The sequence below is a fragment of the Protofrankia sp. Cas3 genome (genome assembly GCF_963555955.1).
GTDB lineage: Bacteria > Actinomycetota > Actinomycetes > Frankiales > Frankiaceae > Protofrankia.
Genome location: NZ_CAUVXP010000028.1, coordinates 12,943 through 37,944, shown reverse-complemented (window position 1 = coordinate 37,944; position 25,002 = coordinate 12,943). Strand labels below are relative to the sequence as shown.

The 25,002-nt window shown below is 66.7% G+C and carries 25 protein-coding genes and 6 pseudogenes; 19 read left to right on the top strand and 12 right to left on the bottom strand.

Annotated features, from left to right (window positions below):
• The first annotated feature begins 150 nt into the window (after positions 1-150).
• The 6 genes and pseudogenes from U9983_RS08110 to U9983_RS08085 all read left to right on the top strand — a co-directional run bounded on the left by U9983_RS08110 (position 151) and on the right by U9983_RS08085 (position 2,651).
• Positions 151-312 (top strand): hypothetical protein, encoded by a 162-nt coding sequence (locus tag U9983_RS08110; RefSeq protein WP_416211306.1) that lies wholly within the window; start codon positions 151-153, stop codon positions 310-312.
• A 494-nt stretch (positions 313-806) separates the two neighbouring features.
• The gene (locus U9983_RS08105; protein WP_322753425.1) at positions 807-1,052 is read left to right on the top strand and encodes a hypothetical protein; all 246 of its coding nucleotides are present in this window, start codon (positions 807-809) and stop codon (positions 1,050-1,052) included.
• Complete coding sequence (locus tag U9983_RS08100) at positions 1,049-1,450, top strand: type II toxin-antitoxin system VapC family toxin (protein WP_322753424.1); 402 nt, start codon at positions 1,049-1,051, stop codon at positions 1,448-1,450. The genes U9983_RS08105 and U9983_RS08100 overlap by 4 nt, the downstream gene beginning before the upstream one ends.
• 82 nt (positions 1,451-1,532) lie before the next feature.
• Positions 1,533-1,697: pseudogene (locus U9983_RS08095) on the top strand (flavodoxin); the annotation flags it as partial.
• A 57-nt stretch (positions 1,698-1,754) separates the two neighbouring features.
• Complete coding sequence (locus U9983_RS08090) at positions 1,755-2,186, top strand: SRPBCC family protein (RefSeq protein ID WP_322748645.1); 432 nt, start codon at positions 1,755-1,757, stop codon at positions 2,184-2,186.
• Positions 2,187-2,204: 18 nt separating this feature from the next.
• A complete protein-coding gene (locus U9983_RS08085; protein WP_322753423.1) occupies positions 2,205-2,651 on the top strand; it encodes a MarR family winged helix-turn-helix transcriptional regulator in 447 nt (148 codons plus the stop codon).
• A 610-nt stretch (positions 2,652-3,261) separates the two neighbouring features.
• On the opposite strand, the gene U9983_RS08080 is transcribed toward U9983_RS08085, so the two are convergent.
• Positions 3,262-3,615 carry a hypothetical protein gene (locus U9983_RS08080; protein WP_322753422.1) on the bottom strand — a complete coding sequence of 118 codons (354 nt, stop codon included), beginning with the start codon at positions 3,613-3,615 and terminating at the stop codon, positions 3,262-3,264.
• A 955-nt stretch (positions 3,616-4,570) separates the two neighbouring features.
• On the opposite strand from U9983_RS08080, the gene U9983_RS08075 reads away from it, so the two are divergent.
• Both U9983_RS08075 and U9983_RS08070 read left to right on the top strand, forming a co-directional pair.
• Positions 4,571-5,590 (top strand): transcriptional regulator, encoded by a 1,020-nt coding sequence (locus U9983_RS08075; RefSeq protein WP_322753421.1) that lies wholly within the window; start codon positions 4,571-4,573, stop codon positions 5,588-5,590.
• A gap of 11 nt (positions 5,591-5,601) precedes the next feature.
• A complete protein-coding gene (locus tag U9983_RS08070; protein ID WP_322753420.1) occupies positions 5,602-5,916 on the top strand; it encodes a 4a-hydroxytetrahydrobiopterin dehydratase in 315 nt (104 codons plus the stop codon).
• Positions 5,917-6,164: 248 nt separating this feature from the next.
• Here U9983_RS08070 and U9983_RS08065 read toward each other — a convergent pair whose 3' ends face one another.
• Positions 6,165-6,446 carry a type II toxin-antitoxin system RelE/ParE family toxin gene (locus tag U9983_RS08065; protein WP_322753435.1) on the bottom strand — a complete coding sequence of 94 codons (282 nt, stop codon included), beginning with the start codon at positions 6,444-6,446 and terminating at the stop codon, positions 6,165-6,167.
• Positions 6,446-6,589 (bottom strand): hypothetical protein, encoded by a 144-nt coding sequence (locus U9983_RS08060; RefSeq protein ID WP_322753419.1) that lies wholly within the window; start codon positions 6,587-6,589, stop codon positions 6,446-6,448. Before U9983_RS08060 ends, U9983_RS08065 begins: the two co-directional genes overlap by 1 nt.
• A 276-nt stretch (positions 6,590-6,865) precedes the next feature.
• Here U9983_RS08060 and U9983_RS08055 point away from each other — a divergent pair, with 276 nt between their 5' ends.
• Genes U9983_RS08055 through U9983_RS08045 form a run of 3 tightly spaced genes read left to right on the top strand, consistent with a single transcriptional unit; the run spans position 6,866 to position 11,812 of the window.
• A complete protein-coding gene (locus tag U9983_RS08055; RefSeq protein ID WP_322753418.1) occupies positions 6,866-7,900 on the top strand; it encodes an endonuclease domain-containing protein in 1,035 nt (344 codons plus the stop codon).
• A gap of 13 nt (positions 7,901-7,913) precedes the next feature.
• A complete protein-coding gene (locus U9983_RS08050) occupies positions 7,914-8,636 on the top strand; it encodes a hypothetical protein (RefSeq protein WP_322753417.1) in 723 nt (240 codons plus the stop codon).
• The gene (locus U9983_RS08045) at positions 8,633-11,812 is read left to right on the top strand and encodes a helicase HerA domain-containing protein (RefSeq protein ID WP_322753416.1); all 3,180 of its coding nucleotides are present in this window, start codon (positions 8,633-8,635) and stop codon (positions 11,810-11,812) included. Before U9983_RS08050 ends, U9983_RS08045 begins: the two co-directional genes overlap by 4 nt.
• A gap of 516 nt (positions 11,813-12,328) precedes the next feature.
• Here the strand turns inward: U9983_RS08045 and U9983_RS08040 are convergent.
• Together U9983_RS08040 and U9983_RS27795 are read right to left on the bottom strand one after the other, a co-directional pair.
• Entirely contained in the window at positions 12,329-13,480 is a 1,152-nt protein-coding gene (locus U9983_RS08040; protein WP_322753415.1) for a Fic family protein, read from the bottom strand.
• Positions 13,481-13,683: 203 nt separating this feature from the next.
• A pseudogene (locus tag U9983_RS27795) lies at positions 13,684-13,824 on the bottom strand (VapC toxin family PIN domain ribonuclease); the annotation flags it as partial.
• On the opposite strand from U9983_RS27795, the pseudogene U9983_RS08035 reads away from it, so the two are divergent.
• Positions 13,767-14,006: pseudogene (locus tag U9983_RS08035) on the top strand (hypothetical protein); the annotation flags it as partial. The pseudogenes U9983_RS27795 and U9983_RS08035 overlap by 58 nt on opposite strands.
• A gap of 266 nt (positions 14,007-14,272) precedes the next feature.
• Positions 14,273-15,853, top strand: a complete 1,581-nt coding sequence (locus tag U9983_RS08030; RefSeq protein ID WP_322753414.1) for an ATP-binding protein — start codon at positions 14,273-14,275, stop codon at positions 15,851-15,853.
• Positions 15,854-15,907: 54 nt separating this feature from the next.
• Here the strand turns inward: U9983_RS08030 and U9983_RS08025 are convergent, their stop codons facing one another.
• Positions 15,908-16,342 carry a hypothetical protein gene (locus tag U9983_RS08025; RefSeq protein WP_322753413.1) on the bottom strand — a complete coding sequence of 145 codons (435 nt, stop codon included), beginning with the start codon at positions 16,340-16,342 and terminating at the stop codon, positions 15,908-15,910.
• Positions 16,339-16,842 carry a helix-turn-helix transcriptional regulator gene (locus U9983_RS08020; RefSeq protein ID WP_322753412.1) on the bottom strand — a complete coding sequence of 168 codons (504 nt, stop codon included), beginning with the start codon at positions 16,840-16,842 and terminating at the stop codon, positions 16,339-16,341. The genes U9983_RS08025 and U9983_RS08020 overlap by 4 nt, the downstream gene beginning before the upstream one ends.
• Before the next feature lie 235 nt (positions 16,843-17,077).
• Between U9983_RS08020 and U9983_RS08015 the strand changes: the two are divergent.
• Together U9983_RS08015 and U9983_RS08010 are read left to right on the top strand one after the other, a co-directional pair.
• Positions 17,078-18,163: pseudogene (locus U9983_RS08015) on the top strand (ATP-binding protein); the annotation flags it as partial.
• 112 nt (positions 18,164-18,275) lie between these two features.
• Positions 18,276-19,856: an ATP-binding protein gene (locus U9983_RS08010; protein ID WP_322753410.1), complete on the top strand. Its 1,581-nt coding sequence runs from the start codon at positions 18,276-18,278 to the stop codon at positions 19,854-19,856.
• Positions 19,857-20,108: 252 nt separating this feature from the next.
• On the opposite strand, the gene U9983_RS08005 is transcribed toward U9983_RS08010, so the two are convergent.
• Complete coding sequence (locus U9983_RS08005) at positions 20,109-20,471, bottom strand: nuclear transport factor 2 family protein (RefSeq protein ID WP_322753409.1); 363 nt, start codon at positions 20,469-20,471, stop codon at positions 20,109-20,111.
• A gap of 74 nt (positions 20,472-20,545) precedes the next feature.
• The gene (locus U9983_RS08000; protein ID WP_322753408.1) at positions 20,546-20,749 is read right to left on the bottom strand and encodes a hypothetical protein; all 204 of its coding nucleotides are present in this window, start codon (positions 20,747-20,749) and stop codon (positions 20,546-20,548) included.
• A gap of 39 nt (positions 20,750-20,788) precedes the next feature.
• Between U9983_RS08000 and U9983_RS27790 the strand changes: the two are divergent.
• A pseudogene (locus U9983_RS27790) lies at positions 20,789-20,944 on the top strand (TetR family transcriptional regulator); the annotation flags it as partial.
• Between the two features lie 199 nt (positions 20,945-21,143).
• Here U9983_RS27790 and U9983_RS07995 read toward each other — a convergent pair.
• Positions 21,144-21,878, bottom strand: coding sequence for an alpha/beta hydrolase (locus tag U9983_RS07995; RefSeq protein ID WP_322753407.1), 735 nt, complete (start codon positions 21,876-21,878; stop codon positions 21,144-21,146).
• Between the two features lie 54 nt (positions 21,879-21,932).
• Here U9983_RS07995 and U9983_RS07990 point away from each other — a divergent pair, with 54 nt between their 5' ends.
• The 3 genes and pseudogenes from U9983_RS07990 to U9983_RS27785 all read left to right on the top strand — a co-directional run.
• On the top strand, positions 21,933-22,904 hold the full coding sequence (locus U9983_RS07990) for a YafY family protein (RefSeq protein ID WP_322753406.1): 972 nt from the start codon (positions 21,933-21,935) through the stop codon (positions 22,902-22,904).
• 154 nt (positions 22,905-23,058) lie between these two features.
• Positions 23,059-23,520, top strand: coding sequence for a flavodoxin (locus tag U9983_RS07985; protein ID WP_322749267.1), 462 nt, complete (start codon positions 23,059-23,061; stop codon positions 23,518-23,520).
• Positions 23,521-23,591: 71 nt separating this feature from the next.
• A pseudogene (locus U9983_RS27785) lies at positions 23,592-23,864 on the top strand (hypothetical protein); the annotation flags it as partial.
• Positions 23,865-24,016: 152 nt separating this feature from the next.
• Here U9983_RS27785 and U9983_RS07975 read toward each other — a convergent pair.
• Together U9983_RS07975 and U9983_RS07970 are read right to left on the bottom strand one after the other, a co-directional pair.
• Complete coding sequence (locus U9983_RS07975; RefSeq protein ID WP_322753404.1) at positions 24,017-24,301, bottom strand: type II toxin-antitoxin system RelE/ParE family toxin; 285 nt, start codon at positions 24,299-24,301, stop codon at positions 24,017-24,019.
• Complete coding sequence (locus U9983_RS07970) at positions 24,298-24,582, bottom strand: type II toxin-antitoxin system Phd/YefM family antitoxin (RefSeq protein ID WP_322753403.1); 285 nt, start codon at positions 24,580-24,582, stop codon at positions 24,298-24,300. The genes U9983_RS07975 and U9983_RS07970 overlap by 4 nt, the downstream gene beginning before the upstream one ends.
• Positions 24,583-25,002 lie beyond the last annotated feature (420 nt).

Below are 25,002 nucleotides of genomic sequence, written 5' to 3'. Positions count from 1 at the left end.
CGGGATGGGACTCCACGCCCCGGTGACCCAGCCACCCGGGGCCGGGCACGAGCGCGGATGGGTTCAGGACGGGTGCGTCGATGGACCGACCGGGCACTGTGAGCGGCCCGGATCTTCGTGTGTCAGTCGGGTGTGAAAAGCATGGTCACGATGCCGACTCTCTTGATCGTTCATCACACACCCGCACCGGCGATGCAGGCGATCCTCGAGACCGTCCGCGCCGGTGCCACCGACGACGCGATCGAGGACGTGGCCGTGGTGGTGCGGCCGGCGCACTCAAACACTTCTTCGACCAGAACCCAGGCGATCTAGGGTGCTTCGGGCGGTCACGTTCCGTAACAACAGTAACGGCGGGCACCCAAGGGTGACACAGCCGCTACTTATTGTTACTGTGCGTGCCGATGAACCAGGATCTCGGCCAACACGGTCATGATCTGTTCTTCGTATGCCCCCGGCCTGCGGAAGCCTTCCCACGTCACGTTTGACAGGCCCAGGATCTCGATAGCATCCTCGCGGCGCATAACCGAATCCCGGCCTTCGTACGCTGCACGGAAGACAAAGAGAGGGCGGGTTCAAACGGTCGTAGCGACGGCGGTCGGACACGCTGCGGCGACCTCCGTACTCTCCGTTCGAATGCCTGGCTCGCTGGTCGTGTCGGTGCGATGTGACCGCGGACTCCGCTGCGCGCGAAGCCTGCTGCGAGCTGGGCGTCGGCACGGTGGCGCGCCTGATGCCGTAGCGCTCACGTCTGGTCGGGTATCTAGGAGCTTCATGCGCCGTGCATGAAAGCGTGGTAGCATCGACATATGGGCGAGTCCGCCGACGTGGGCATCATCCAGGTGCGCGATGTCGATCCGACGACGCTCGCGGTCCTCCGGGAGCGTGCTAGATCGCTAGGCCAGTCGCTGTCCGGGTACTTGCGGGACCTGATGGATGCTGACGCGGCCACGGAGACCAACGCCGAGGTCATCGCCCGCATTGCCCGCGACAGGGAACCGGTGGAGCTCACCATGGACGACATCCTCGAGGCGCGGGACGAGGGGCGGCGTTGACCCTCACGTACGTGGTTGACTGCTCGCTCGTCATTGATGTGTTGTCCGTCCGCAATGGCGATGAGGTGCTCCGGCAGCGCCTGTCTGCCCCGCGCACGCTGCACGCCCCGCACCATCTGGACGTCGAGGTCGCGTCAACAGTCCGCGGGCTTGCCGCCGGAAAGAAGATCACCGACCGTCGCGGCGAGCAGATGCTGGCTGACTACGCGCGCTTGCGGATCACCCGTCATCCGGTCTGGCCCTACCACCCCCGGATGTGGAAGCTACGACACAACCTCGGTGCCTACGATGCCGCCTACATCGCGCTCGCCGAAGCACTCGGCTGCGAACTGCTCACAGGCGACATCAAGCTCAAGAACGCGACCGGACACCGCGCGACGGTCATCGTCACCCGGTAGCCCGTGCGAGTTCGGCGCGAGGTAGCGGCGAGATGCCACGCGGTGTGACCGTCTGGCGCACCCTACTTTCGGGTAAATCTGCGACACCGTCTACTACCCGTGTCTCGACGCGACCGTTGGCCGGCCGTATGCGCTGTACGTCCACGGCAACAGCGATACGACCGGCGCGGTCCGCGGGGTCGAGACCATCGCGACCGGCCTGCGCTGGAGGTGCCTGCGCGATCCAGTCACCGTGATCGGTGCGCCACTGATAGGATGCGCGCAGATAATCTACGCATAGACTTTTATGGCAGGAGGTCCCAGGATGTGGTCCTACGAGCACAGCGTCCTGACGGAGGCGGCGCCGGAGGCGGTCTGGCGGTTGTGGGCAGACGTGGCAGGCTGGAGGGCCTGGAACGCGGACATCGACGGGATCGAGGTCAGTGGTCCGTTCGAGGTCGGGAGCGAGATCGTAATGAACCCCGCAGGTGAACAGCCGGTGCGGCTGCGGCTGACTGAGGTTGACGCGCCATGGCTGTTCGTCGATGAGGTCGATCTCGGCGACATTCTGGTCCGCACCACGCACCGCATCGACGCGGTCGACGCGGAGCGCCGCCGCGTGACCTACCGGACGGAGATCACAGGTTCGGCGGCCGACGAGCTGGGAACTCAGGTCGGCCCGGCGATCACGGCTGACTTTCCGGACACGATCGGGGCATTGGTCAGGCTCGCGGAGGCGCCAGCGTCCCGCGACTGACGAAGGTCGACCGATAACGTGGCCTTGCCTCCCGGTGGCAGCCCCGGCTTCCTGCTGTGGCACGCCACGCTGCGCTGGCAACGGGCGATCGCGGCGGCGCTCGCCCCGCTCGAACTCACTCATGTCCAGTTCGTGCTGCTCGCCTCCGTCTGGTGGCTGGGCGACCAGGGTGAGCCTCCCAACCAGCTCGCCGTCGCCGCGCACGCCGGCACCGACGTGAAGATGACGTCACAGGTGCTGCGCACCCTGGAACGCAACGGTTTGGTCAACCGCGAGACCGACCCGGCCGACACGAGGGCGAAGCTGCTTCAGGTCACCGCAAGGGGCGCCGAGCTCGCCCCCCGCGCGATCGCCGCTGTCGAGCGCGTCGACGCGGACTTCTTCCGTCCCGTCCCGACCGAAGGGGCACTTGCTCTGCTACGCCGCCTGGCTCACCCGGACGGCAGCGGCCGCGCGATCGACTGAACACCCTTGTTGATGTTACTTTTGCGATTACGCATATTTTCCGATCTTGGAAGCGACTGTCGGCAGGCCCTATGCCCTGTACGTGCATGGCGGGAGCGACACGACGGGCGCGGTTCGTTCGGTGGAAACGATCGCGACCGGCCCGCGGCGGCGTCTACGGGAGTCGCGGACCGCTTGGTGCGTCTGCTCCGGCGGGACACGTACGTACTACCGCCAAGTGCGTGACGCCTTACGACACCTCGGACGTCCAAGCCCCACCCCCGATCAGCGTCAACCAGCGGCGGACTTCGAGCTGGAGGAAATGTCGGGAGAGGCTGCGGACACGGTGGTGACGGTCGGCCTGGGCCGGCCGTCACCATCAAAGGCGAGCTTGTGGTTGCGGCTATTCCCTCGTCCTTGAGCCAGTTCCACGCGTGGTAAACATCCCCGCCGGATCCCAGAGCGAAAATTTCCTGATGACGGTCGGAGTGAGTGCCGGCGGCGATCGCTGTCAGCATATTGGTCGTACTACCCGGTGTGGAAGCCGCCTTCGCAGGTGCGGGGGCGGGCATGTCCGTCCAGTCCGACCAGCCTGCTTCTGTACAGCGGCTTGGTCAGTAGTCCATAGGTATCACCCTCCCATGTTCATCACTCCCTTCGGGGTGTACGGCGGTATCCGGGGCTCCAACTCCGTTGGCGGACACCCGGAGATTTTGGTGAAGATGGTCCAAGCGATCAGCTCGCAGTTGTCACGGGTGATGCGGCGGGTAATACGCTGGCTCCGGTCCTCCACTTCCAGCGGCAGGACCACTTGGTCGTCCATGGCCGTGAGGTGCGCCCACTGGTGGGCCTCTTCCCACTCTGCGAAGGCGGCCAACTGCTCGCCGTACCCGTTCAGGACGGCGTAGGGCCGGATACGCCGGGCCGCCGCCTTCTGGACTGCTCCAACCGTCCCACGAGCTTCCCCATTTGGTCGCGCATCCATCGGGCCTCCTCGGTCACGATTTCCAGCCGTTCGCGCAGGGCTTCCAGCTCAAGGGGCGTGGCGCCGAGTTCGTTCCTGGAATAGGCAACGTTTTCTTCCAGTCGCTCCAGTTGCGTCAGCGCGGCTTCAAATTGGCGCTCGATGAGATGTGTAGCCGTATTCTCCCCGGACCCCGGCCCAGACGAACACGGACCGCTGATCCAGCCGCCCATCATCTGCCTCCTCTTTTTTGTCCGCCGTCGGCCCCGTCTGGTTGGCGCCCGGTGCCGGGGAGCCCGGCATGATCGAACTTGAGCCATCTCGACCCGGCACCGGGGCCTGGTTGGGACAGTGCGCGCGTTGGCTGAAGAGCAGTAGCCATCCCATGTATGACGGGTATACGCGGCACGTCTGGACGACGGACCGTAACGGCTAGACTGCGAGGTAGGAAGCCCACCGCAGGCGACGGAGAGGGCCGGTAATTACGGTGAGCGAACAGCGGGGGCAGGGTCGCTACTGCCGGTGTGGGGAACGGCTGGCACGGGACAACAGTGTGGGCCTGTGCGGACCCTGCCAGCGCCGGACGGTGGAGCTGGAGGCAGGAGCGCCGGAGGTGCCGCCCGCGTTTTGGGAGGCGTCAGACCAGCTCCGAGATGCCCTCGACGCCTGGCACATGGGGCAGGTTATTGCGGCGTACCGCACCCACCCCCACCACGGCTCCCCCTTACCCCAGGAGATGGTGGCGCGATGGATGGGCAATACCCAGACACAGCTAAGCCGTATCGAATCGGGCGCTCCTATAGCTGATCTCACCAAGCTCATTCGGTGGGCACAGATGTTGCGCATCCCGGAAGAGCTGTTGTGGTTTAAGCTTCCCCGCCAGCGTCCGCCGGCGGGAGAAATACATAGGCTCCCTGCCGCTGGCGCCACATCAACTTTTCCGCCCCAGCGTGGCAGGGGCAGCACGTATAGCGACGTGCCGGACCAGTACCGGGTGATCGCGCACGTCGGGGAGGTGGTAATTGTGGCGATGGACCGGCGGACATTCCTCGCAGGAAGCGGAGCCGGATTTTTGGTCGGAGGCAAAGTGATGCCCCTGGCCTCCTATAAGCAAGTAGCGCCCGAGGCCATCGAGTATCTCGCCTCACAAATTGACGGCTTCTATGCGGCCGAGGCCACGCTAGGCCCTCACACGGTGATTCCCTCGGTGCTGGTCCAGCAGGAGGTGCTACGCCAATTCCTCACCGTGGCCCGTGGCGATGCGCGGCGGGCGCTCCTGCGCACCAACGCCGCCTATGCGGGCTTGGTGACGTGGCTTTACCAGGACGCCGGGGATTTGGGTACGGCCTCCCATTGGGCGAATCACACGCTGGAATTCGCCCACCGGGTCGGGGACACCCAACTCATCCGCCACGCCCTGACCAATAAAGCGATGATCTGCACCGACGAGCAGGACGGACCCGGCACGCTGGACCTCACCAGCGCCGCCCTGATGGATGAAACTGAGTTGTGCCCGAAGGTCCGGGTGCAGGCTATGCAGCAATCCGCCCACGGCTTTGCCCTCATGGGCGACCGGCGGGGCGCTGATTACGCTTTGGATAAAGCCGCCGCGTTCCTGCCCCAAGTAGATGACGAATACCCCTGGTATAATGCCTGCCGCCGGACCCCGGGCTACATCGAGGCCCAGCGCGCCACCTGTTACAACCGCCTTGGCCTCGGCGCGGAGGCGGTGGCGCTGTGGGAGCAGGTGATAACCGGCCTGCCCGCGACCGCCCGGCGGGATGCGGGCGTGTACCGGGCACGGCAGGCCGTGGCCTGCGCCCAAGCCCATCAGCCGGACGCCGTGGTGGAAGCGGTCGGCCAGGCCGTTACCATCGCCCAGGAAACCAGTTCGGCGCGGCTGCGCCAGGAATTGGACGGAGTCTGGCACCACCTCGCCCCGTGGCATGACCACGCCGTGGGACACGAGGTTAAAGAACTGTTGGCCCAACTGTAGGAGCGTGTGAGATGGCACTACGTGACCCGCTGCCAGCCGAGGAAGTCACCCGCCGCCTCAACGAGCTTGATGGTTGGGAGAAGGCCCCGGACCGCGAGGAGATCCATAAAAGCTTCCACCTGGACTACTACACCAGCGTCAAGGCGATCAACGACGTGATGGAGCCGGCCCAGGAGCTTGAGCACCACCCAGATATTGATTTGCGGTGGGAGACGTTGCACTTCAGCCTCACCACCTACACGGCGGGACAGAAGATTACGAAGCTGGATTTTCTGCTGGTGGCCCGGATCGAGGACGTGATGGCCAAATACATTCCGGCCGGATGAGTGCGGTTTCAAATGGGCGGGGTCCAGGGACGACGATGACTCTGGACCCGGCGGAATCAAGCGGTCAAGGCGGCACTGCAGGGTCGGCTTCGGGTGCTGGCGCAGGTGCTCTTCGGTAGCAGCGTGTTCGGCTCGCACACTGGGCCGACCGCGAGATAGCGGTGGGTGCGACCGCGGCCGACCTCCTCGATGAGTCTCGCTGCCTTCAGTCCTTGAAGATCACAGATCGTTTGGTAGAGCGCGGAGACCTACGGGTGGTGGACGTCTCGCCGATGCCGGCTGGAGTGGATCTCTACCAGGTGCTTGGCCTCGTCGATCCGGTAGATGACGCGGTAGGTCCCGCGGCGCGCCGAGTAGAAGCCGTCGAAAGGCTCGTCCAACGGCTTCCCGACCCGGCGAGGGTTCACCGCGATCGCTCGCTGGATCGTCTCCAGCGCGGCGGCCGCGACCTCCAAGGGCAGGTCCTCGTGGAGGTTTCTGCGTGCCCTGCGCGACAGTGCGATCTCGTAGGGCGCGCCGGCGGCGGCCATCACCCGCCCACGGCGCGCCGCTGCTCCAGTTCGGCCCGGACCTCGCCCACAGCGAAGACGTCGCCGGCCGCGAAGTCCTCCCGCGACTGCCGCAGATCCGCGAGAGCCTCGTTGTCCGACAGCAGGTCGAGGGTCTCCCGCATCGACTCGTACTCCGCGACAGAGATATGTGCCGCCGCGCTGCCAGGTGCCGGTGCGCCTGCTCACGGGCAGCCGGCACGGGTGGGACTCCACGCCCCGGTTACCCAGGCACCCGGGGCCGGGCACGAGCGCGGATGGGTTCAGGACGGGTGCGTCGATCGGCCGATCGGGCCCTGTGGAATCCTGTCACCGGATGTGGGGGGCTCCGTGGCGGCAGGCATTCGTATCGGAGTCCGATTCGTATCGGAGTCAGAACCGTCACGGTCGGGGGTGCTGGGGTGACATGGTCGTGGGCGCAGGTGCCGCTCGATCGTGTCGTGCGCCTTACCGAGGCGAGCCCCGAAGCCATCGAATTATCGCTGGAGCCACTACCCGACGACGCGCCCGCTGTCATCAGCTACCGACCGATCGCCACGACGTCTCCCACATCAATGATCACGAATGTACTGGACGCCCTGGACACGGTCGCGACCGCGCTGTTCCCGGCCTGGCTTCCCGGCGCGGAGCTGCTCGACGGACCAGCCGGCGCGAGTACCGCCGCCGCCCGCTCACTGGCCAGGAAGGCCGCTGCCACCACACCCGATTTCGGGCCCTTTCTCGCCGACCTGGCGCAACGGTCACTGGCCGGCGGGAAGCCGCCGACCGCGAAATTCACGGTCGAGGTACGCGCCGTCGGGCTGGCGCGGGTCATCGCAACCGCATTCGGCCGCGCCCGCACCGCCATCCTCGTGCAGGTACCCGATGGGCTCACACCCGCGGCCGAACGGTCCTTGGCGACGGCATTCGAGTGGCTCGTGTACCACGGCCGTGCCGGCGTGTGGCTCACGGGTGATCCGCTTCAAACCGTGGACCGGATCTGCGCGGCCGCGGTGGACCTGACCGGGACGGTTGCGGAATTCACCCGCCAACAGATGTTCACCGACCCCGCACCCATCGAACGTACGCCCATCAGCTACCCGCCCCTCGCCGGCAGGCCGCATCCGGCGAGCCAGGCCGAACACATCCTGGAAACAGCGCTGGCGGCACGGCCGTGGGCGATGGGACGAACCTGGAATCAGACCTACCGCTTCGGCCCACTGGTCAACCCGGTCCGGCTGGATCTGGCGTGGTCCGCCGAGCGATGTGTGGTCGAGGTCGACGGTCCGGAACACTGTGGGCTGGCGCGCTACGAAGCGGATCGGCGCCGCGACGTGGACCTCCAGCTCGACGGCTTCGCCGTGCTGCGGTTCACCAACACCCAGATCCTTCATGATCTGGATGCAGTGCTGCTCCGCATCGAGCGTTTCATCCGGACCCGACGCCAAGGACAGTAGGAGGAATAAGGAAATGCCCAGCGAGACGTTGACCCCCAGCGAGGTGGCGATCCTCTTGGCGTTGATGGCGGAGGCGGCCGAGGTCTCCAACCCGGAGCTGAAAAACGCCTACGGTCTGACGCTCGACGGCGCCCCGCGCAAAAAGCTCAATGACCTGAAGCTGGTGGCGAGCCGCCGCGCGGGTCGTCCGTACATCCACGAACTGACCGAAAGCGGATGGGCGCGGTGCCGCGAGGAGCTGTCGGCGCCGCGTACGGCGCGCGGTGGCCCCGCCGCCGGTGCGCTGTATGCCGTACTGGCCGGCATCAACCGTTATCTCGAACAGGAAGATCTCGTTCCCGCCGACGTCTTCCGGCCCCGCAGCGAGCCCCCGCCCGAAACCGGGTCGGCGTTGCCGAAAGCCGAAGCCGCGATACCGACCGCTTCGACGGCCGGTTTCGCCGGACCCGCCGGACCCGCCGGACCCGCCGGACCTGACCTCGATATTCGGATCCGGGATGCCTATCGACAGCTCGCCGAGCATCCCGGAAGCTGGGTGAGCCTTACCCGGCTACGCTCCCTTCTCGGTGATGCCGAGCATGATGACGTGGACACGGTGCTGCGCCGGATGGACCGCAGCCCGCGGGTGAACCTCATACCCGAGGAAAACCAGAAGACGCTGACCAACGAGGATCGGGCGGCGGCGGTGAAGATAGGCGGCCAGGACAACCACCTGCTCGCGATCGAGGACGTATGACCGCCCTGGAACGCAAGGCGTTCGCCGCTCTCCGGCTGGACTGGGCGCGCACGCCGGAGGACGTGTGGCGGACCTCCTCGGTGCATGTCGACGGACTCCACGCCCACGCGACACTCAGCATCGACGCCGGGATCACCGACGCCGTCGCGAGCAGCGGCTCCAGTCCCATCGGGATCGTCGTCCAGGGCCAACGCGGGTCGGGAAAGACACACCTGCTCGGCTGGGTGCGGGAAAGGGCGCACAGCGTTGACGGCTACTTCTTTCTCATCGGGCCGCTGAGCGGCACGACCTTCTGGGAGAGCGTCGCCGGTTCCATGCTTGAGAATCTGCTCCGCGACGTCGACGGACAGGGCACGCAGCTTTCGGTCTTCCTTCGGCGGCTGTCGTCACTGCTCGGGGTGACCGACCAGGTCCAGGCCGGCGTCGTCGGTGACACCGAGCTGGCACCGGAGCATCTGAAGGACTTCATCGTCGGGCTGCGCACGTTCGACAACAAGCTCGGACGGGAGTGTCAGGACACGCTGCGGGCGATGGTCCTGTACGGCGCGGCCGACTTCGCCGCGCAGGACATCGGCCAGAGCTACCTCCAGTCGATGGAGGAGCAGGAACCGGGCGAGCGCGCGCGGCGGGGCATGCGCACGCCCGCGAAACCGGCGCGGCAGATCGTCAGCGAGATCTCACGTCTGCTGGCACTCACCGGCCCGAGTGTGATAGCCATCGACCAGATCGACACGATTATCGCGGAAACCACATCCGCCGTGGACAAGGAGACCGGGCCGCAGGACTGGCATCCCAACCCGCTTTTCGATCAGGTGGCGGACGGGCTCCTGGTGCTGCGTGACGTGACGGCGCGCACGCTGTGCATAGTCGCCTGCCTCCCTACCACCTGGATCCTCATCAGGGACCATGCCGTTGCCACGGTGAGCGACCGATTCCGTGAACTCACCGCGCTGAACAGGATCGAGACCCCGACGATCGGCAGGGAGATCGTCGAAAGGCGCTTCGCCGATCGTTTCCGGAAAATATACTTCAAGGCTCCGCATCCTACCTGGCCGGTGAAAGAATCCGCCTTCGCGGACACCACAGCATATACTCCGCGGGCACTGCTCCAACGCATAGACAATCACGTCCAGAAATGCCTGACCGATGGCAGGTTCTCGGAACTGGAAAAACTGGACGAGGAAAGCACCCCGTCGAAACCCATCGTGCCCCCGCCCGTCATCGATCCGAATCCGAATCCGAATCCGCTGGACGTCAGGTTCGACGAACTACGTGGGAACGCCGACATCACCGCCGCCCTTGTCGCCGAGACGGAGGACTCGCTCGTTCCGAGACTGCTCGCGGCCGGCCTGACTGCGTGGATCGCCGAACGCGGCGGGAACGGGGACACCTTTTCCCGGGATCCACTGCCGGGGCCGAAACCCGCCCTGCATGCCCGCCTGCGCCGCACTCTCGACGAGAGCACCGGCGACGAGATCCACTGGGCCTTCCGAGCGATCACGAGTGACCAGGCCACCTCCGCGCTCAACCGAATCCGCGGCGCCTGCACGATGGCCGGCATCGATCAGAGCGGAGGCAGACGCCGGCTGTTCCTGTTACGCAACGCCATCTGGAGCAACGGCGCCCGCACGCGGGAGGCGATCGAGGCGTTCACCGCGGCAGGTGGCATCACCCTCCCGCTGGACGACGGCGACCTGAAGACATTCGCCGCGCTGGAGACGATGCTGGCCGAGAACCGCCCCAACCTGCGGGACTGGCTCGTTACGCGGCAGCCGGCCAGCAACACGACGCTGCTGAGCGCAGTCCTCGCCGACGCGGCTCCCGCTCCGGTCCCGCCACCGGTCTCGGGGTCGGAAGCAGGGTCGGGGTCGGAAGCAGGGTCGGACCACACAAGCCCCGAACCTGGTGCGACAAAAACCGCGCCGATCACGATCGGCCTGACCGTGAACAGCCGGGTACCGGTACAGGTCGAGCTGGAGTCCCTGCGCAGGCATGTCGCGATCTTCGCCGGTTCCGGTTCGGGTAAGACCGTGCTCATCCGGCGGCTGGTCGAGGAGTGCGCGCTGCGCGGTGTTTCGTCGGTGGTCCTCGACCCCAACAATGACCTTGCCCGGTTGGGCGACGCCTGGCCGACGCCCCCGGCGCACTGGGCCGACGCCGACGCAGGGCTGGCCAAGGAGTACCTGGCCGAGACCGATGTCGTGGTGTGGACGCCACGCAAGGTGCGCGGTCGGCCCCTGAGCTTCCAGCCTCTTCCGGACTTCCAGAGCGTCCTCGACGATCCCGACGAGTTCGGCGTGGCGATCGACGCGGCCGCCGCCACGCTGGCGGCCAGGGCCAACGTCGCGGGAAGCAGCAGCAAGGCGCGCCTGGGTCAGGCGGTGCTGTGCGAGGCGCTTCGGTACTTCGCCCGCCGCGGTCGGTCCACCCTTGCCTCGTTCCTCGAGCTCCTGTCCGACATCCCGGACGGCGTGAGCTCCCTCGATGACGCCGGAAAAATCGCAGCGGGGATGGCGCAGGCGCTGAAGGCCGCGATGGTGATCGACCCGCTGTTCGGCGGTCGGGGCGAGCCCGTCGATCCGAGCCTGCTGTTGACACCGCCCGCCGGGAAGCGTGCCCGGGTGTCGGTGATCAGCCTCGTGGGCCTTCCCGGCGATGAGCAGCGGCAGAGTTTCGTCAACCAGTTGCAGATGGCGCTGTTCGCCTGGGTCAAGAAGAACCCGGCCGGCGACCGGCCGCTGGGCGGGTTGTTCGTGATGGACGAGGCCCAGACCTTCGCGCCGTCCGGCGGGATGACGGCCTGCACGACGAGCACCGTGGCGCTGGCGTCGCAGGCACGCAAGTACGGGCTCGGGCTCGTCTTCGCGACGCAGGCTCCCAAAGGGCTACACAATCAGATCCCGGGCAATGCCGCCACTCAGTTCTTCGGCCTGCTGAACAGTCCGGTCCAGATCGCCGCCGCCCAGGCCATGGCCAAGGTCAAGGGTGGCGACGCGCCGGACATCGGCCGTCTTAAGATCGGCCAGTTCTACGCCGCGGGTGACGGGTTCGCCTTCCGGAAGGTGCAGACGCCTCTGTGTCTGAGCCACCATCCCAAGAGCCCGCTGACCGCCGAACAGGTCGTCGAGCGCGCGAACGGCGGCACCGACCAAAAACCCGTCATCCAGTTCGACTAGCCGGCCCAGGTAGGTGGCTGCCGGTCGTCAGGTGTCGGCATCTCCTCACCCTCAGCCGCTGCCTACGCCGCATGGCACACCACCGACCCGTCCGCGTTCGACTTCCGAGTGCGGCACCCGGGAGCCACCCGGCCCAGAGCCGGCCCCGACATCCGAACGCCGCGCCCCGACGAGCTCCACGCCGCCTGCCACGTCAGACGAGTGGAAGGTAGGCGTATATCTTGCGTCCGATTTGTGGCTTTCTGGGATGTCAACCTTCCACTCGTCACGGCGGTACAGTCAATACGTCGCGCCGGGGGACGCTACCGGCAGACCTGCGGCACGGGCCGCCGCTATGAGAAGTTTGTCGTACGTGAGCATGATGTCCAGCGAGCCTTGAAGGTCCAAGCTCACGTGGCCACAGACAGTGGCCGCCGAAAGTGCGCGGCACCGTGAATGGCCTCCGGGACACGCCGACGAGCAACCCCTGGGCAGACACGATCACGAGCCTGATCGGGGAAGGGCGCCGACACAGGTTCAGTCTTGCTGCCCGCCGTACGGGTCGCGCAGCGGTCGATCCGCGTGCGTACCGCGGACCGACCGCTGCGCCTGCGCCGCCGGGCCGGATGCGACATAATGCTGCGTCCGGCCGTGCCCGACATCTTCGATCAACCCGGCCTTCTTCAGGCCCGCCAGGTCGCGGATGGCCTGATCGCGAGTCAGCCCCTCGTCCCGAGCATAGGTACCGCGCCGCACCCCGCCCGGACGAATGCCTGCGTACAGCGCGGCGACCGTCCGCTCCCCCAGACCGGCGGCGGCAACCTGGCCGGCGAGAACCGGCCAGATCTCCGCCGCGATCTCGAGCCGCCGCTCGACCAGCTGCGCCTGGAGATGATGTGCTCGCAGGCAGAACCGCACCCAGCCGTGGGCATCCCGGTTCGGCTGGTAACTGCCCCCCTGCGCCTCGCCCAGCGCCGCGTAATACATCGCGGTGTTGTACGGCGACGACCCCAGCCATTCCTCGATGCTGGAGAACTCAGGCGCCAGGACCAGTTCCCGGGCCAGCACGAGCGTGTGCAGGCAGCGCGACATCCGTCCGTTGCCGTCCCGCCAGGGATGGATGCTGACCAGGTTCAGATGGGCCATCGCCGCGCGGACGAGGGACGGCGCATCGCGATCACCGTTCTGGAGCCAACCACACAGCTCATCCATCAGATCCGGTAGGCATGCCGCATCCGGCCCCATGTACACGGGAGGGTTGTCCGGCGAGCCGGCAACCCAGATCGGCCCCAGCCGGTACCGGCCGGGTGACCGTTCCAACTCACTGCGCACCATCGTGAAGTGCAGCACCGACAGCAGCATCGGATGGTAGGTGAACACCTCGAACCGGGCTGCCTGCTGCACGTAGGTCAGCGCGTCCGCGTAGCCGGCGATCGCCGCGCGGGTCTGCCGGTCGTGAGCTGTCGGCATCTCCTCGCCTTCGGCCACCGCCTCGGCCTCAGCGACGCCAACCGTGTAGCCCTCAATCGTGTTGGAGCCCCTGATCGCCCCTGCGATGAGACTCCGCCGCAACTGCCCGAGCCAGCGCCTCGGTTCAGCGACATGGTGGCGCAGATCCATGCGGAACCGTTCGAGCTCGCCGAGCACTCGCTCATCGGCCGTGTCGATCTCAGGAACGCGAAACAACATGCGACGATGCTACGTGCCTCGTAGCACGACCGGCCGATCCTGGCACACCGAAACAACATCACTCTGGTAATGGATCGTTTCCACGTTGAGGAGGTCCGGTTCGCCCTGGCCTTGGCACCGGGCCGGTCGGTCGATGGCCGCCGGTGGGAGTTGGATGAGTCCTGCGCCAGCCGGCGTCACCGGCACGGCACTACGGACTCGCCTCAGCCAGGCGCGGCAACGGCCAGACCTTCCTGGCTCGCGGCGGTGGCCAGGCGCTTGTCATAGGTGACGAGGACGAGCGACGGTGCGTCGAGCCGGAGCGCCGTCGCGAGATGAATGGCGTCCAACGAGCGCAGCAGCGGTACGCGCCGGTGCCACCGACGACGCGATCGAGGGAGTGGACGTCGTCACCCGGCCTGCGCTCGTCGCGTCCACCATGGACGTGCTGACCGCGGACTCCTACCTGCTGGGTACCCCGGTGAACATGGGTACCCCGGTGAACATCGGTTACATGTCCGGTGCGCTCAAACATTTCTTCGACCAGAAGTAGCGCGAACCCTGGACCTGAGATGTGCGTAACGTAGCGGTCCGGACATGTAGGGTAATCCCGGTGGGGTGCAGCCTTTGCGGCAGAGTGTGCCTCGGCTGGTGTAGGGCGCCGGCACGTGACCCAGCTGCGGGACCGATCCTGGCAACCGCCCCACGAAGCCAAAGCCGAGGTGTGTCGGCATCGAGCCCCGACTAGATCGTCGATCACGCGTAGGGTGGTCACGGAGCAACCCTGCTGGCAGGTCCGCGGAGGGAGGATCGATGCCTCGCCGGTTCAACACGGCCGGTCCGTGTGTGCCCGCGAACCATTACATGATCCCGGCTCTGGAGCGACTGCCAGAGGGGCCGGGGCTCGTTGACCAGCGGGCGTATTTCGTGGTGCACGCCCCTCGGCAGACGGGGAAGACGACGGCGCTGCGCGCGCTTGCCAGCGAGCTGACCGCCGGTGGGCAGTATGCGGCTCTGCACTTCACGTGTGAGGCCGCACAGGCCGCCGGAGACGACTACGCGCAGGCGCAGCACGCCATCCTGCAAGAGATCCGCACCCGCGCGATCACCGCGCTGCCGGCAGCCCTCCAACCACCGGTCTGGCCCGGGGCGCCGGATGCCTCGCTTCTGCGTGAGGCACTCACCCTGTGGTCGCGGGTCTGCCCACGTCCACTAGTGCTCTTCTTCGACGAGATCGACGCGGTACGCGGCGAGAGTCTGATCAGCGTGCTCCGCCAGCTGCGGGCTGGCTTTCCCGAGCGCGAGACCGGGGACTTTCCCTGGTCGGTGACCCTCTGCGGTCTGCGTGACGTCCGCGACTATAAAATCATGTCCGGTAGTAATGCCACCCGTCTCGGGAGCGCGAGCCCCTTCAATGTCAAACTGGAGTCCCTTCGTCTTGGGGACTTCACGCCGGACGAGGTCGCCGAGCTTTACGGCCAGCACACCACCGATACCGGGCAGCAGTTCGCCCCGGGCGCCGTCGAGCACGCCTACGAGCTGACCGGCGGCCAGCCCTGGCTGGTGAACGCGCTCGCCCGTGAGGTCGTCGAGAAACTAGTTGTGCCCGCGCCCGAACCGATCACCGTCGATCACCTCGAGGCGGCGAAGGAGCGGCTTATCCTCGCCCGGGCCACCCACCTGGACTCGCTTGCGGCCAGGCTCGCCGAGCCGCGGGTGCGGCGGGTTGTCGGTCCGCTGCTAGCCGGTGACCTGCTCACTCTTGAGCCCTATGACGATGACCTCGTCTACGTTCGTGACCTCGGCCTGATCGCCCCCATGGCTCCTGTCCGCGTCGCGAACCCGATCTACCGGGAGGTCATCGCCCGGGTTCTGTCGTCAAGCATCCAGGAGAGCGTCACCGCCGACCCCCGCTCGTTCGTCCGCTCGGACGGCGGCTTCGATTTCCCCAAGGTGCTCGACGAGTTCGCGGACTGGTGGATGGAGAACGGTGACTTTCTTATCAAGACAGGCTTCTACCACGAGGCGGCCCCCCAGCTGATCCTCATGGGCTACCTCCAGCGCGTTGTGAACGGCGGTGGGTTTGTCGAGCGTGAGTACGCGGTCGGTTCGGGCCGTATCGACCTGCATATCCGCTGGCCCTACACGACTCCCGATGGCTCCCGCCGCGTCCAGCGTGAAGCGTTGGAGATCAAAACCTGGCGTCCGACCAAGGCGGACCCGCTTCGCCAGGGCCTCAAGCAGCTTGACCGCTACCTCGATCGTCTCCAGCTCGACACCGGCACCCTCGCCATCTTCGACCAGCGCCCCGCTGCCCCCGCCATCGACGAGCGCACCGCCATCACGACGACCACAAGCCCCGCTGGCCGCCGAATCACCTTGCTACGTGGATAACCGAAAGTCGGGCAGCGTCCCTGGGTACGACCGACGCTCGCCCGCGCGGCCCGCTCACCGTGATCGGCGAGGCCGACGCCGCCGCCCGCGAGGCCTGCTGGGACCTCGGCGCCACGGCAACCGCCAGCCTGATGCCCAGCTGAGACGAATCAGCTCGCGGCCTCGTCGCCCGCCGTCTGCCGGGGGCCGGGGGCCGAGATCCACCACGGTCACCTCTCCGTCAGCCTCGACCGCGAGGCGGGCGAAGCTGTCCGACAGGCGCAGCTGCCGGACCAGCCATCCCTCGGCGACCGCGGCCCGGGTGAATGCCCTCACCACGTCAGGGATCGGGACGACCGGCGGGGCTCCGGAAAAAAGATCGACATCTTGCGTCGATCTGTCCACGAGGGCTCTGGCAATGAGCGCCGCGCCACCCGCGACCGCGAAACCGGCGCTTTCGTCGAGGCTGAAGAACATTGCGGCGACGGATCGTTGGAAGGGTGTGATCATGCGAAGACGATCTGTTCCCAGGCCCGCCGAACGGCCGCCGGCAGGACCAGGTCCGGCCAGGCATCCACCAGCAGGGCGCCATCGACATAGGTGAGGAGGTCCGCGGGCAGACCCTCCCGTAGGACGATCTCGTACACCCGATGACGCTGCCGGCGGTCCGAGAGGTCATAGACCCGGTCGGGGTCAGACCAGTTGAGATGGACCGGCAGCCGCACCCGCGCCAGTGCCTGGCCTGCCGGCAGCCGCGGCAGGCGGTTGGGCACGGAGAAGGGCCGGCCACGCTCGTCGGTCAGGTCGACGAAGGAGGGCACCGGGACGACGTCGAACCGGAAGCCTGCGGCGGCCAGCAGACGTGCCGCGGTATCGAGCGTTGGCGACTTCGTTCCGTGCTCGTAGGCGGCCAGGGTTGGCCGGGAAGTCCCTGCACGCCGGGCCAGTTCGGCCCCCGAGAGCCCTGCCTCCAGCCGGGCCTGTTCGATCAGGCGGCCCGTGGTCTTCACTCGGCGTCCCTCCCCCACATTCTGGCGTATCCTATAGGATACGCCAGGAGCTCTCGTGGCGCGTCGAAGGCGGTGATCGGAGTCTCGGGAGCGGCCAGCGGCGCCACCGTGCCGGTCATACGGCTTGCGAGGCGATGCGTTATTGGCGGCCTGCCGCGAGCAAAGGATGCGGCCAGCGAGATGACGGGTTGAACACCCTTGTTGATGTGATTCCCGCGGCCAGATCTACTACCCCGCGCTCGCGCCACTGCGCGCGGAACGGGATACCAGCCGCACCCGTCTCCTGCTGTGCGGATCAGCCATGTCCTTCATGGGCCGACTGCTCGGGGGCAACGCGCCACTGCGCGGACGCGCCGGCCTCGAGCTCGTCGTACCGACCCTCGACCACCGCCTCGCCGCGGAGTTCTGGGGAGTCCACGACCCGGTCACCGCCCTCAAGGTCAACGCGATCGTCGGGGGCACCCCGGCCTACCGCCGGGAATTCGCCCGCGACGACGTGCCCGCGGGCCCCGACGACTTCGACCCCTGGGTCACCCGCACCGTGCTCTCCCCCACCAGCCCACTGTTCCGTGAGGCCCGGTATCTACTCGCCGACGAGCCGGACCTGCGCGACACCGGTCTGTACCATTCGGTGCTCGCGGCGATCGCGGCCGGCAACAGCAGCCGCGGCGGCATCGCCTCCTACCTGGGCCGCAAATCCGGTGACCTCGCCCATCCACTGACCGTCCTCGAAGACTGCGACATGATCACCCGCGAACCCGACGTCTTCAGGAACAACCGGACCAACTTCCGGATCGCCGAGCCGCTCCTGACCTTCTACCACGCGGTGATGCGCCCGATCTGGTCCGATCTTGAGCACACCCGCGACGCCACCGGGCTGTGGCAACGCAGCCAGCGCAGGTTCGTCGGCAACGTCCTGGGCCCACACTTCGAACACATCTGCCGCCACTGGACCCGCCATCTGGCACCGACCGAGCGCTTCGGTGACTACCCCAACCGCGTCGGCGCGGGAACCGTCAACGACCCGGCCAACAAGGCCAGCCACGAACTGGACGTCGTCACTTTCGGTCTTGACGATGACAATCGGACGCCCCTGATCGCGATCGGGGAGGCGAAGTGGGGCGAGACCATGGGTGTGGGCCATCTCGCCCGACTCCGCCGGATCCGCGCCCTGCTCGTCGCGCAGGGACGTCTCGGCGCCCAGAGCGCGAAGCTTGCCTGCTACAGCGGCGCCGGGTTCAGCGCGGAACTCCGGAGACTCGCCGCGCAGGACACCGCCGTCGTCCTGGTCGGCCTCGACGATCTCTACCGGGGATCATGACCGGGATGCCGACTGATGCCGCCGCTCAGGTCACCTCATGGCTAGATCGTCGATCACGCGTAGGGTGGTCACGGAGCAACCGCTGCCTGCCGGCCCGCGAAGGGGACGATCGATGAGTCGCCGGTTCAACACGGCTGGTCCGTGCGTGCCCGCGAAGCATTACATGATCCCGGCGCTGGAACGGTTGCCGCAGGGGCCCGGACTCGTCGGTCAACAAGCTTACTTCGTCGTGCACGCACCCCGGCAGACGGGCAAGACGACGGCGCTGCGGGCGCTCGCGCGAGAACTGACCGCCCAGGGCAGGTACGCCGCGCTGTACTTCTCCTGCGAGGTGGGTGCGACCGCCGGGGAGGACTACGGGGCGGCGAGCCGAGACATCCTCACCCAGATCCGTTTCAACGCTGAGGACCATCTTCCGCCGGAGCTACGCCCGCCGGCCTGGCCCGTCGAGTCCGATGCGTCCCTTCTCCAAGGAGCGCTCCGCGCGTGGGCGCGGGCATGTCCGCGTCCATTAGTGCTGTTTTTTGACGAGATCGACGCTCTTCGTGGGCAGAGCCTTGTCAACGTGCTCCGACAGCTGCGCGCTGGCTTTCCCGAGCGCGAAAACAGAGATTTTCCCTGGTCGGTGGCCCTCTGCGGCCTACGAGACGTCCGTGATTACAAAGCAGCATCCGGCGGCGACCCGTCCCGGCTGGGCACGTCGAGCCCTTTCAACATCAAACTGGAATCGCTGCGGCTGGGCGATTTCACGGCCGAGGAAGTCGCCGAACTCTACGGCCAGCACACCGCGGATACCGGGCAGCGGTTCGCCCCGGGTGCCGTCGAGTACGCCTACGAGCTGACCGGCGGCCAGCCCTGGCTGGTCAACGCCCTTGCCAGGGAGGTCGTCGAGAAGCCTCAGGTGCCAGGTGACAAAATGATCACAAGCGGGCATCTGGAGGATGCGAAGGAGCGGTTGATCCTGGCTCGGGCGACCCATCTGGACTCGCTCGCCGCACGGCTCGCCGAACCTCGGGTCCAACGCATCCTCAGCCCCGTGATCGGCGGCGACCTCCTGCCCCTGGACCCCTACAACGACGACCTGAGCTATGTCCGCGACCTTGGCCTGATCGACGTGAACGCCCCGGTCCGGGTCGCCAACCCGATCTACCGCGAGGTCATCGTCCGCGTCCTGTCCGCCAGCGTCCAGGAGAGCGTCACCGCCAACCCCCGTTCGTTCGTCCGCCCGGACAACAGCTTCGACTTCCCCAAGGTCCTCACCGAGTTCGCCGAGTGGTGGATCGAGAACGGCGAGTTCCTCTCCAAGGGCGGCTTTTATCACGAGGTCGCCCCGCAGCTGATCCTCATGGGGTACCTCCAGCGCGTCGTCAATGGTGGCGGCTCCATCGCGCGGGAATACGCCGTCGGTGCCGGCCGTGTCGACCTGACCATCCGCTGGCCCTACACGACCCCCGGCGGCACCCGCGACGTCCAGCGCGAAGCGATCGAGATCAAGACCTGGCGCGCGACCAAGGCGGACCCGCTCCACCAGGGCCTCAAGCAACTCGATCGTTATCTCGACCGACTCCAACTCGACACGGGCACCCTCGCCGTCTTCGACCAGCGCCCGAGCGCTGCCGCCATCGACGAGCGCACCGCCATCACCGAGACCGTCAGCCCCGGCGGTCGCGTGATCACGCTGCTTCGCGGGTAACGCGGCGGGAGGGCTCGCCGCCAGACCTTGACCCAACGGCGGTGTGACGCACAGCGGCCGTAGCATGGCCGCGATGCCGACCCTCCTCTGTTCGGGGAAGCAGCTATAGCGCGTTGTCCGTCGGCGGCCGACGACGCCTGCCGCCGATGGGCAACGCGGCAGAGGCCACCGACTATCGATGCAGCTGCATGTTTTCAATCACGTCGCCGCCATCAACCGAGTACGACATTCGTAGGTTGGCAGATGAGGCGTTCAGGCTGGGTCGAGTGAACTGAACTGGATGCCGGCGAGGCGCCATCCGTCGGGCAGTTCCACCCATACCTGACTCAGTCGCACTGTCAGCGTCATCACTTCACCACGCCACGACGCCCGGCTGCGCTGGACGCAGCGCACGATCGCAGCGTGGTCGTAGCGGCGCACGTCCAGTTCGCTTGTTTCCAAGGAGTGGTAGGCGAAGTCGGCGTGTCGGTCGATCCACTGCCGCTTGTTGAGCTGGTAGCCCCGCTCGCCGATGGACATGAAGTCATCCGCCAGCAGGGTGTTCAAGCGGTCGGTGTCGGCGTGCAACTCAGCGTTGTCGAAGGCTTGCTGGAGTTCGCGGATGTCGGTTATCACGTGGTCTTCCTGTCGCGCAGTGGTGTCGTCGGTCGGCTGAACTTCCGGAAACGCCGATGACAGCGCGTTTCACATCATGACGACGAGCATGCCCGTGGTGTGCAGGCGGACGAAGTCGACGCATGCTTGAACGCCCTTGTCGAGGGTGTAGCGGCGGCCGGTAGTTCGCCGTGGAGCGTCAGTTCGCCGACCTCGCGCATCCCGCCGAAGGTGCCGTCCATGTCCAGCACGAAATGTAGAGCGACGTCGTCGCGGCCGATCCACTCCTGCTGCGGCACGGGGTAGGTGATCGTGAGGAAACGCCGTCCGCCTGGGCGGACGTCATCCTACTGATGTGCGCGCCGAACTACGTCACCACCTACATGCCAGATGCCTCACCCGATCTGTGGCAACGGTACCTGGCCATCATCTTCGACGGCCTACGCCCAGAAGGCGTCCACCCGCTGCTCCACCCGCCACCGGTGGCTCCTTGACGCCGCCAGCCGTTGACGCTTGTGGGCGATCTGGACACTGCTGGCCGAGAGACAGCTTGGGAGCTGGGCGCCATGACGGCCGCGGGTCTCATGCAATGATAGTAACCGTCCGCAATGGCCCGACGCACCGCCATTCGCGCTACTTTTGCGACCAAAACCTCGGTGCGTTCGCCGGGAAACCGCTGAGCCGATGCGAGACCTACCGGGTGACACCGTCAAGGATCTCGGCGAGCTCGGCGGGGCGGCTGAACATTGGCCAGTGCCAGGTAGGTAGCTCGGCGTACCGCCAGATGTCGCCGACCATGTGCCGGAAGGCCGGCACGGTTGCCGCCATGGCGCGGACCTGTTCGGTCGTGAAGGTGCAGAGGATCGCCAGTCGGGGCAGCTTTTCCCACCTGCCGGTCAGCCGTGCTGGTGAGGTGGCGGTCGCCCAAGGCTGCGGGACCGAGTTGGTGGTGAGCGCTTCAATGGCCGCTTCGTCGACGTCGGGGACGGGGGCGGCAAGCGTCGCCCACGGGGGCGGCGGTAGCTGCCAGCCGTCCCCGTAGTTCGCGACGAGTTCCGCATTGGTCGTCTGCTGCTCGGGCGGTGCGAATTCATTTTGCGACATGCCGTCGGGCAGAGGGCCGGTGTCGAGGTAAACGAGTTGCTCAATGCGCTCGGGGAGCCGGTCGGCGGCACCGGTGATCACCAGGCCGGCGTAGCTGTGTCCGACGAGGATCACGTCGTGAAGGTCCCGCGAGGCCAGCAGGTTCACCACGTCGTTGATGTGGGTTTCCAGGTCGGTATCGGGCCGCGCCTGACCGGCCCGCTCGGCCATGCCGGTCAGGGAGACCGGATGCACATTGTGCCCGCGCTCACGCAGTGGTTGGGCAACGGGGCGCCAGGCCCATGCGCCGAGCCAGAATCCGGGAACGAGTACGTAGGTCGCCATGTGGTCAACGTAGAGTTGATACCGGACAACATCCGACCGGATTGGCGGAGAATCTTGGCCCGGCCCACGGCGCGCGTGCTCGCTCTGCTCGGGTTGTTGCAGGCTGGCGGCCAGCACACGGTCGGTGAGCTCGCTGAGCGTCTCGGCGTCGATGAGCGGACCGTGCGCCGTTACGCCGAGCACCTTGCCGACCTCGGCATCCCGATTGAGGCCCGTCGCGGCCGCTACGGCGGCTACCGGCTGGCGCGTAGCTACAAGCTCCCGCCACTCATGCTGACCGACGACGAGGCGATCGCGGTCATGCTCGGCCTCACTGCCGGCCGTCGCTCCGGGCTGCTGACCACCGAGGTCACCGCGGCCGACAGCGCGATGGCGAAGTTGCAACGCGTCCTGCCGGGCGCGCTGGCGAACCGCTTGGGCTCGCTGCTGTCCACCACACGGTTCACCGCGCCCAGCCGAGTAGGTGTTCCGCCCGGGGCACCCGTCCTGCTTGAACTCGCCGAAGCCGCCCACCAGCGGCGCACCGTCACCATTGACTACACCGCATGGGATGGGCGCAGCGGTCAACGCTCGCTCGACGCGTACGGGCTCGTCTTCCATGCTGGCCGCTGGTACGTGACGGGGCGTGACCATCTCCGAGGTGAGGTCCGCACATTCCGACTCGACCGCATCGCCCAGGTCCGTCCTGCTGACGGCAGTTACGACGTACCGTCTGGCTTCGACCCCGCCGAACACGTGCTGGCGGGAATAGCGGCCGTGGACTGGAAGCATGAGGTCGCCGTGGTACTACACACCACGCCCGACGAGGCGAAACGACGGCTGCCACCAACCATCGGCACACTGACCGAACGGTCCGACGGGGTCTTGTTGAAAGCCCGAGTCGAAAGGCTCGACGGTATGGCCCAGATGCTCGCCGGACTCGGCTGGTCCTTTACCATCGACAAGCCCGACGCCCTACGTGCGGAAGTCGCCGCCCTCGCCGATCGACTCAAGGCCGCCGTGGCGTCCCGCCCCTTCGGAAGATGAATCTGGCCGGGTCCACGCGGGTCCAGGGCGGCGTGTTTTCTCCGTGTAGACCAGAGCGAACGTCTGTAACGGGAGTAGATCGGAGTCCCCATCGCGAGGCATAGGTCATTTCGGTGACATAAGCGAGATGATCGCCTGGAAACCGCGCGCTAGAATAGCGGTTGTGCCCACGCTCCTAGTAGTCCACCACACACCGTCGCCCACGATGCAGGCGATACTAGAGTCCGTCCTATCCGGTGCCCGTGATGAGGCTATCGAGGGCGTGGCAGTGGAGGTGCGCCCGGCGCTGTCGGCTTCCGCCTCAGATGTGCTGGCGGCTGATGGTTATCTTTTGGGCACGACGGCGAACATTGGCTATATGAGCGGCGCCATGAAGCATTTCTTCGATCAAGCCTATTACCCCTGTTTGGAGGCGACGGTAGGTCGCCCCTACGCCCTGTATGTCCACGGTGGCTCCGACACCACGGGCGCGATCCGCAGCGTGGAGACTATCGCCACGGGCTTGAAGTGGAAGCGGTTGCGCGAGCCGGTGACGGTGCTCGGTACCCCGGACGCGAAAGATCGAGAGGCGTGCTGGGAGCTGGGAGCGACGGTCGCTGCGAGCTTGATGCCGTAGCCGACCGGCGCCCCGCCTCGTGGGCCGGGCATCCATTTCGGCCAGATGGGGTTACGGGGAGCATCGTTCCCGTGACCAGGGGTCGGTTCCTTTCTGACCGGATCTACTACTCCGGACTCGATGCCACCGCCGGTCGGCCATATGCCGTGTACGTGTACGTGTACGTGTACGTGTACGTGTACGTGCACGGGAACTCTAGACACGACCGGAGAGGTCCGCGGAGTCGAGACCATCGCCACCGGGCTGAGGTGGAAGCGCTTGTGGGAGCCGCTGCGATCGTCGGCGAGGTGGAGGCCGCTGCACGCGAGGCCCGCCGGGAGTTGGGGGCGACGGTCGCCGCGAGTTTCCCGACCTGGCGATCGTTCGCTGGTCTTCTTCAGGGCGGCGGCCGCGACATCCAGGGGCAGGTCCTCGTGGAGGTTTCTCCGTGCCTGCGCGACGGCAGCGCGATCTCGACGTGCGGAGGCCGAGGCGAAGCGCAATTGCTCGTCAGTGATTACAGGTGATAGACGTCCCGCCGATGCCGGATGGAGTGGATCTCTACAAGATGCTTGGCCGCGTCGATCCGATAGATGATGCGGTAGGTTCCTCTGCGCGCCGAGTAGAAGCCATCGAAGGGCTCGTCCAACGGCTTTCCGACTCGGTGGGGATTTATGGCGATCGCTCGCTGGATCGTCTCCAGTGCGGCGGCCGCGACCTCCAGGGACAGGTCCTCGTGGAGGTTTCTCCGTGCTCTGCGCGACAGCGCGACCTCGTAGGGCGCGTCGCTGGCGGCCGTCACTCGTCCCTGGCCCGCCGCTCGTTCAGTTCGGCCACGACCTCGTCCAGGGCGAAGGTGTCGCCCGTGGCGAAGTCGTCCCTCGACTGCCGCAGATCCACGAGAGCCTCGCCGTCCGACAGAAGGTCGAGGGTCTCGCGCATCGACTCATACTCGGCAACGGAGATCAGCATGACGTCCGCCCGTCCGTTGCGGGTGATCGTGAAGTGATCATGCTCTCGTGCGACCCGCTCCGCCAGTTCGGCGATCCGGGCCTTCGCCTCCGTGATCGGTATGGTCTCCATGAAGGCCATTATATGGACCGGTCGCTATTCTGGTTGCGCTGGTGGCCGCCTGGGGCCGAGTTGATCACCCAGTGTGCGCCTTCGTTGACGGGGGCAATGGCGACGGTCAGTCAGGAGCGGGACGAGGAGGCCAAGGGTGGCGCGCCGGGCATCGGTGGCCGCTGGTGCTGGTGTCGACACCGGGCGGTCGAGGCGCTTCCGGCTCATCACCCTCCGAGTGCCGGTCAGCCACTTACACCCGACCTGGAGACCGCCCCCGGCGTCGACCCCCTCGTGCTTGACAGCGCGTGGGCCTTCGCCGGGGGCGGCCCGGCCGGCCGGGGCGCGCGGGGGTGCACTGGTCGGGGCCTCAGGCCTGATTCGAGACCCTACTTCCTGACCGATTCATCATAGTGCACGGAAGGCGGAATCTCGCCTGGT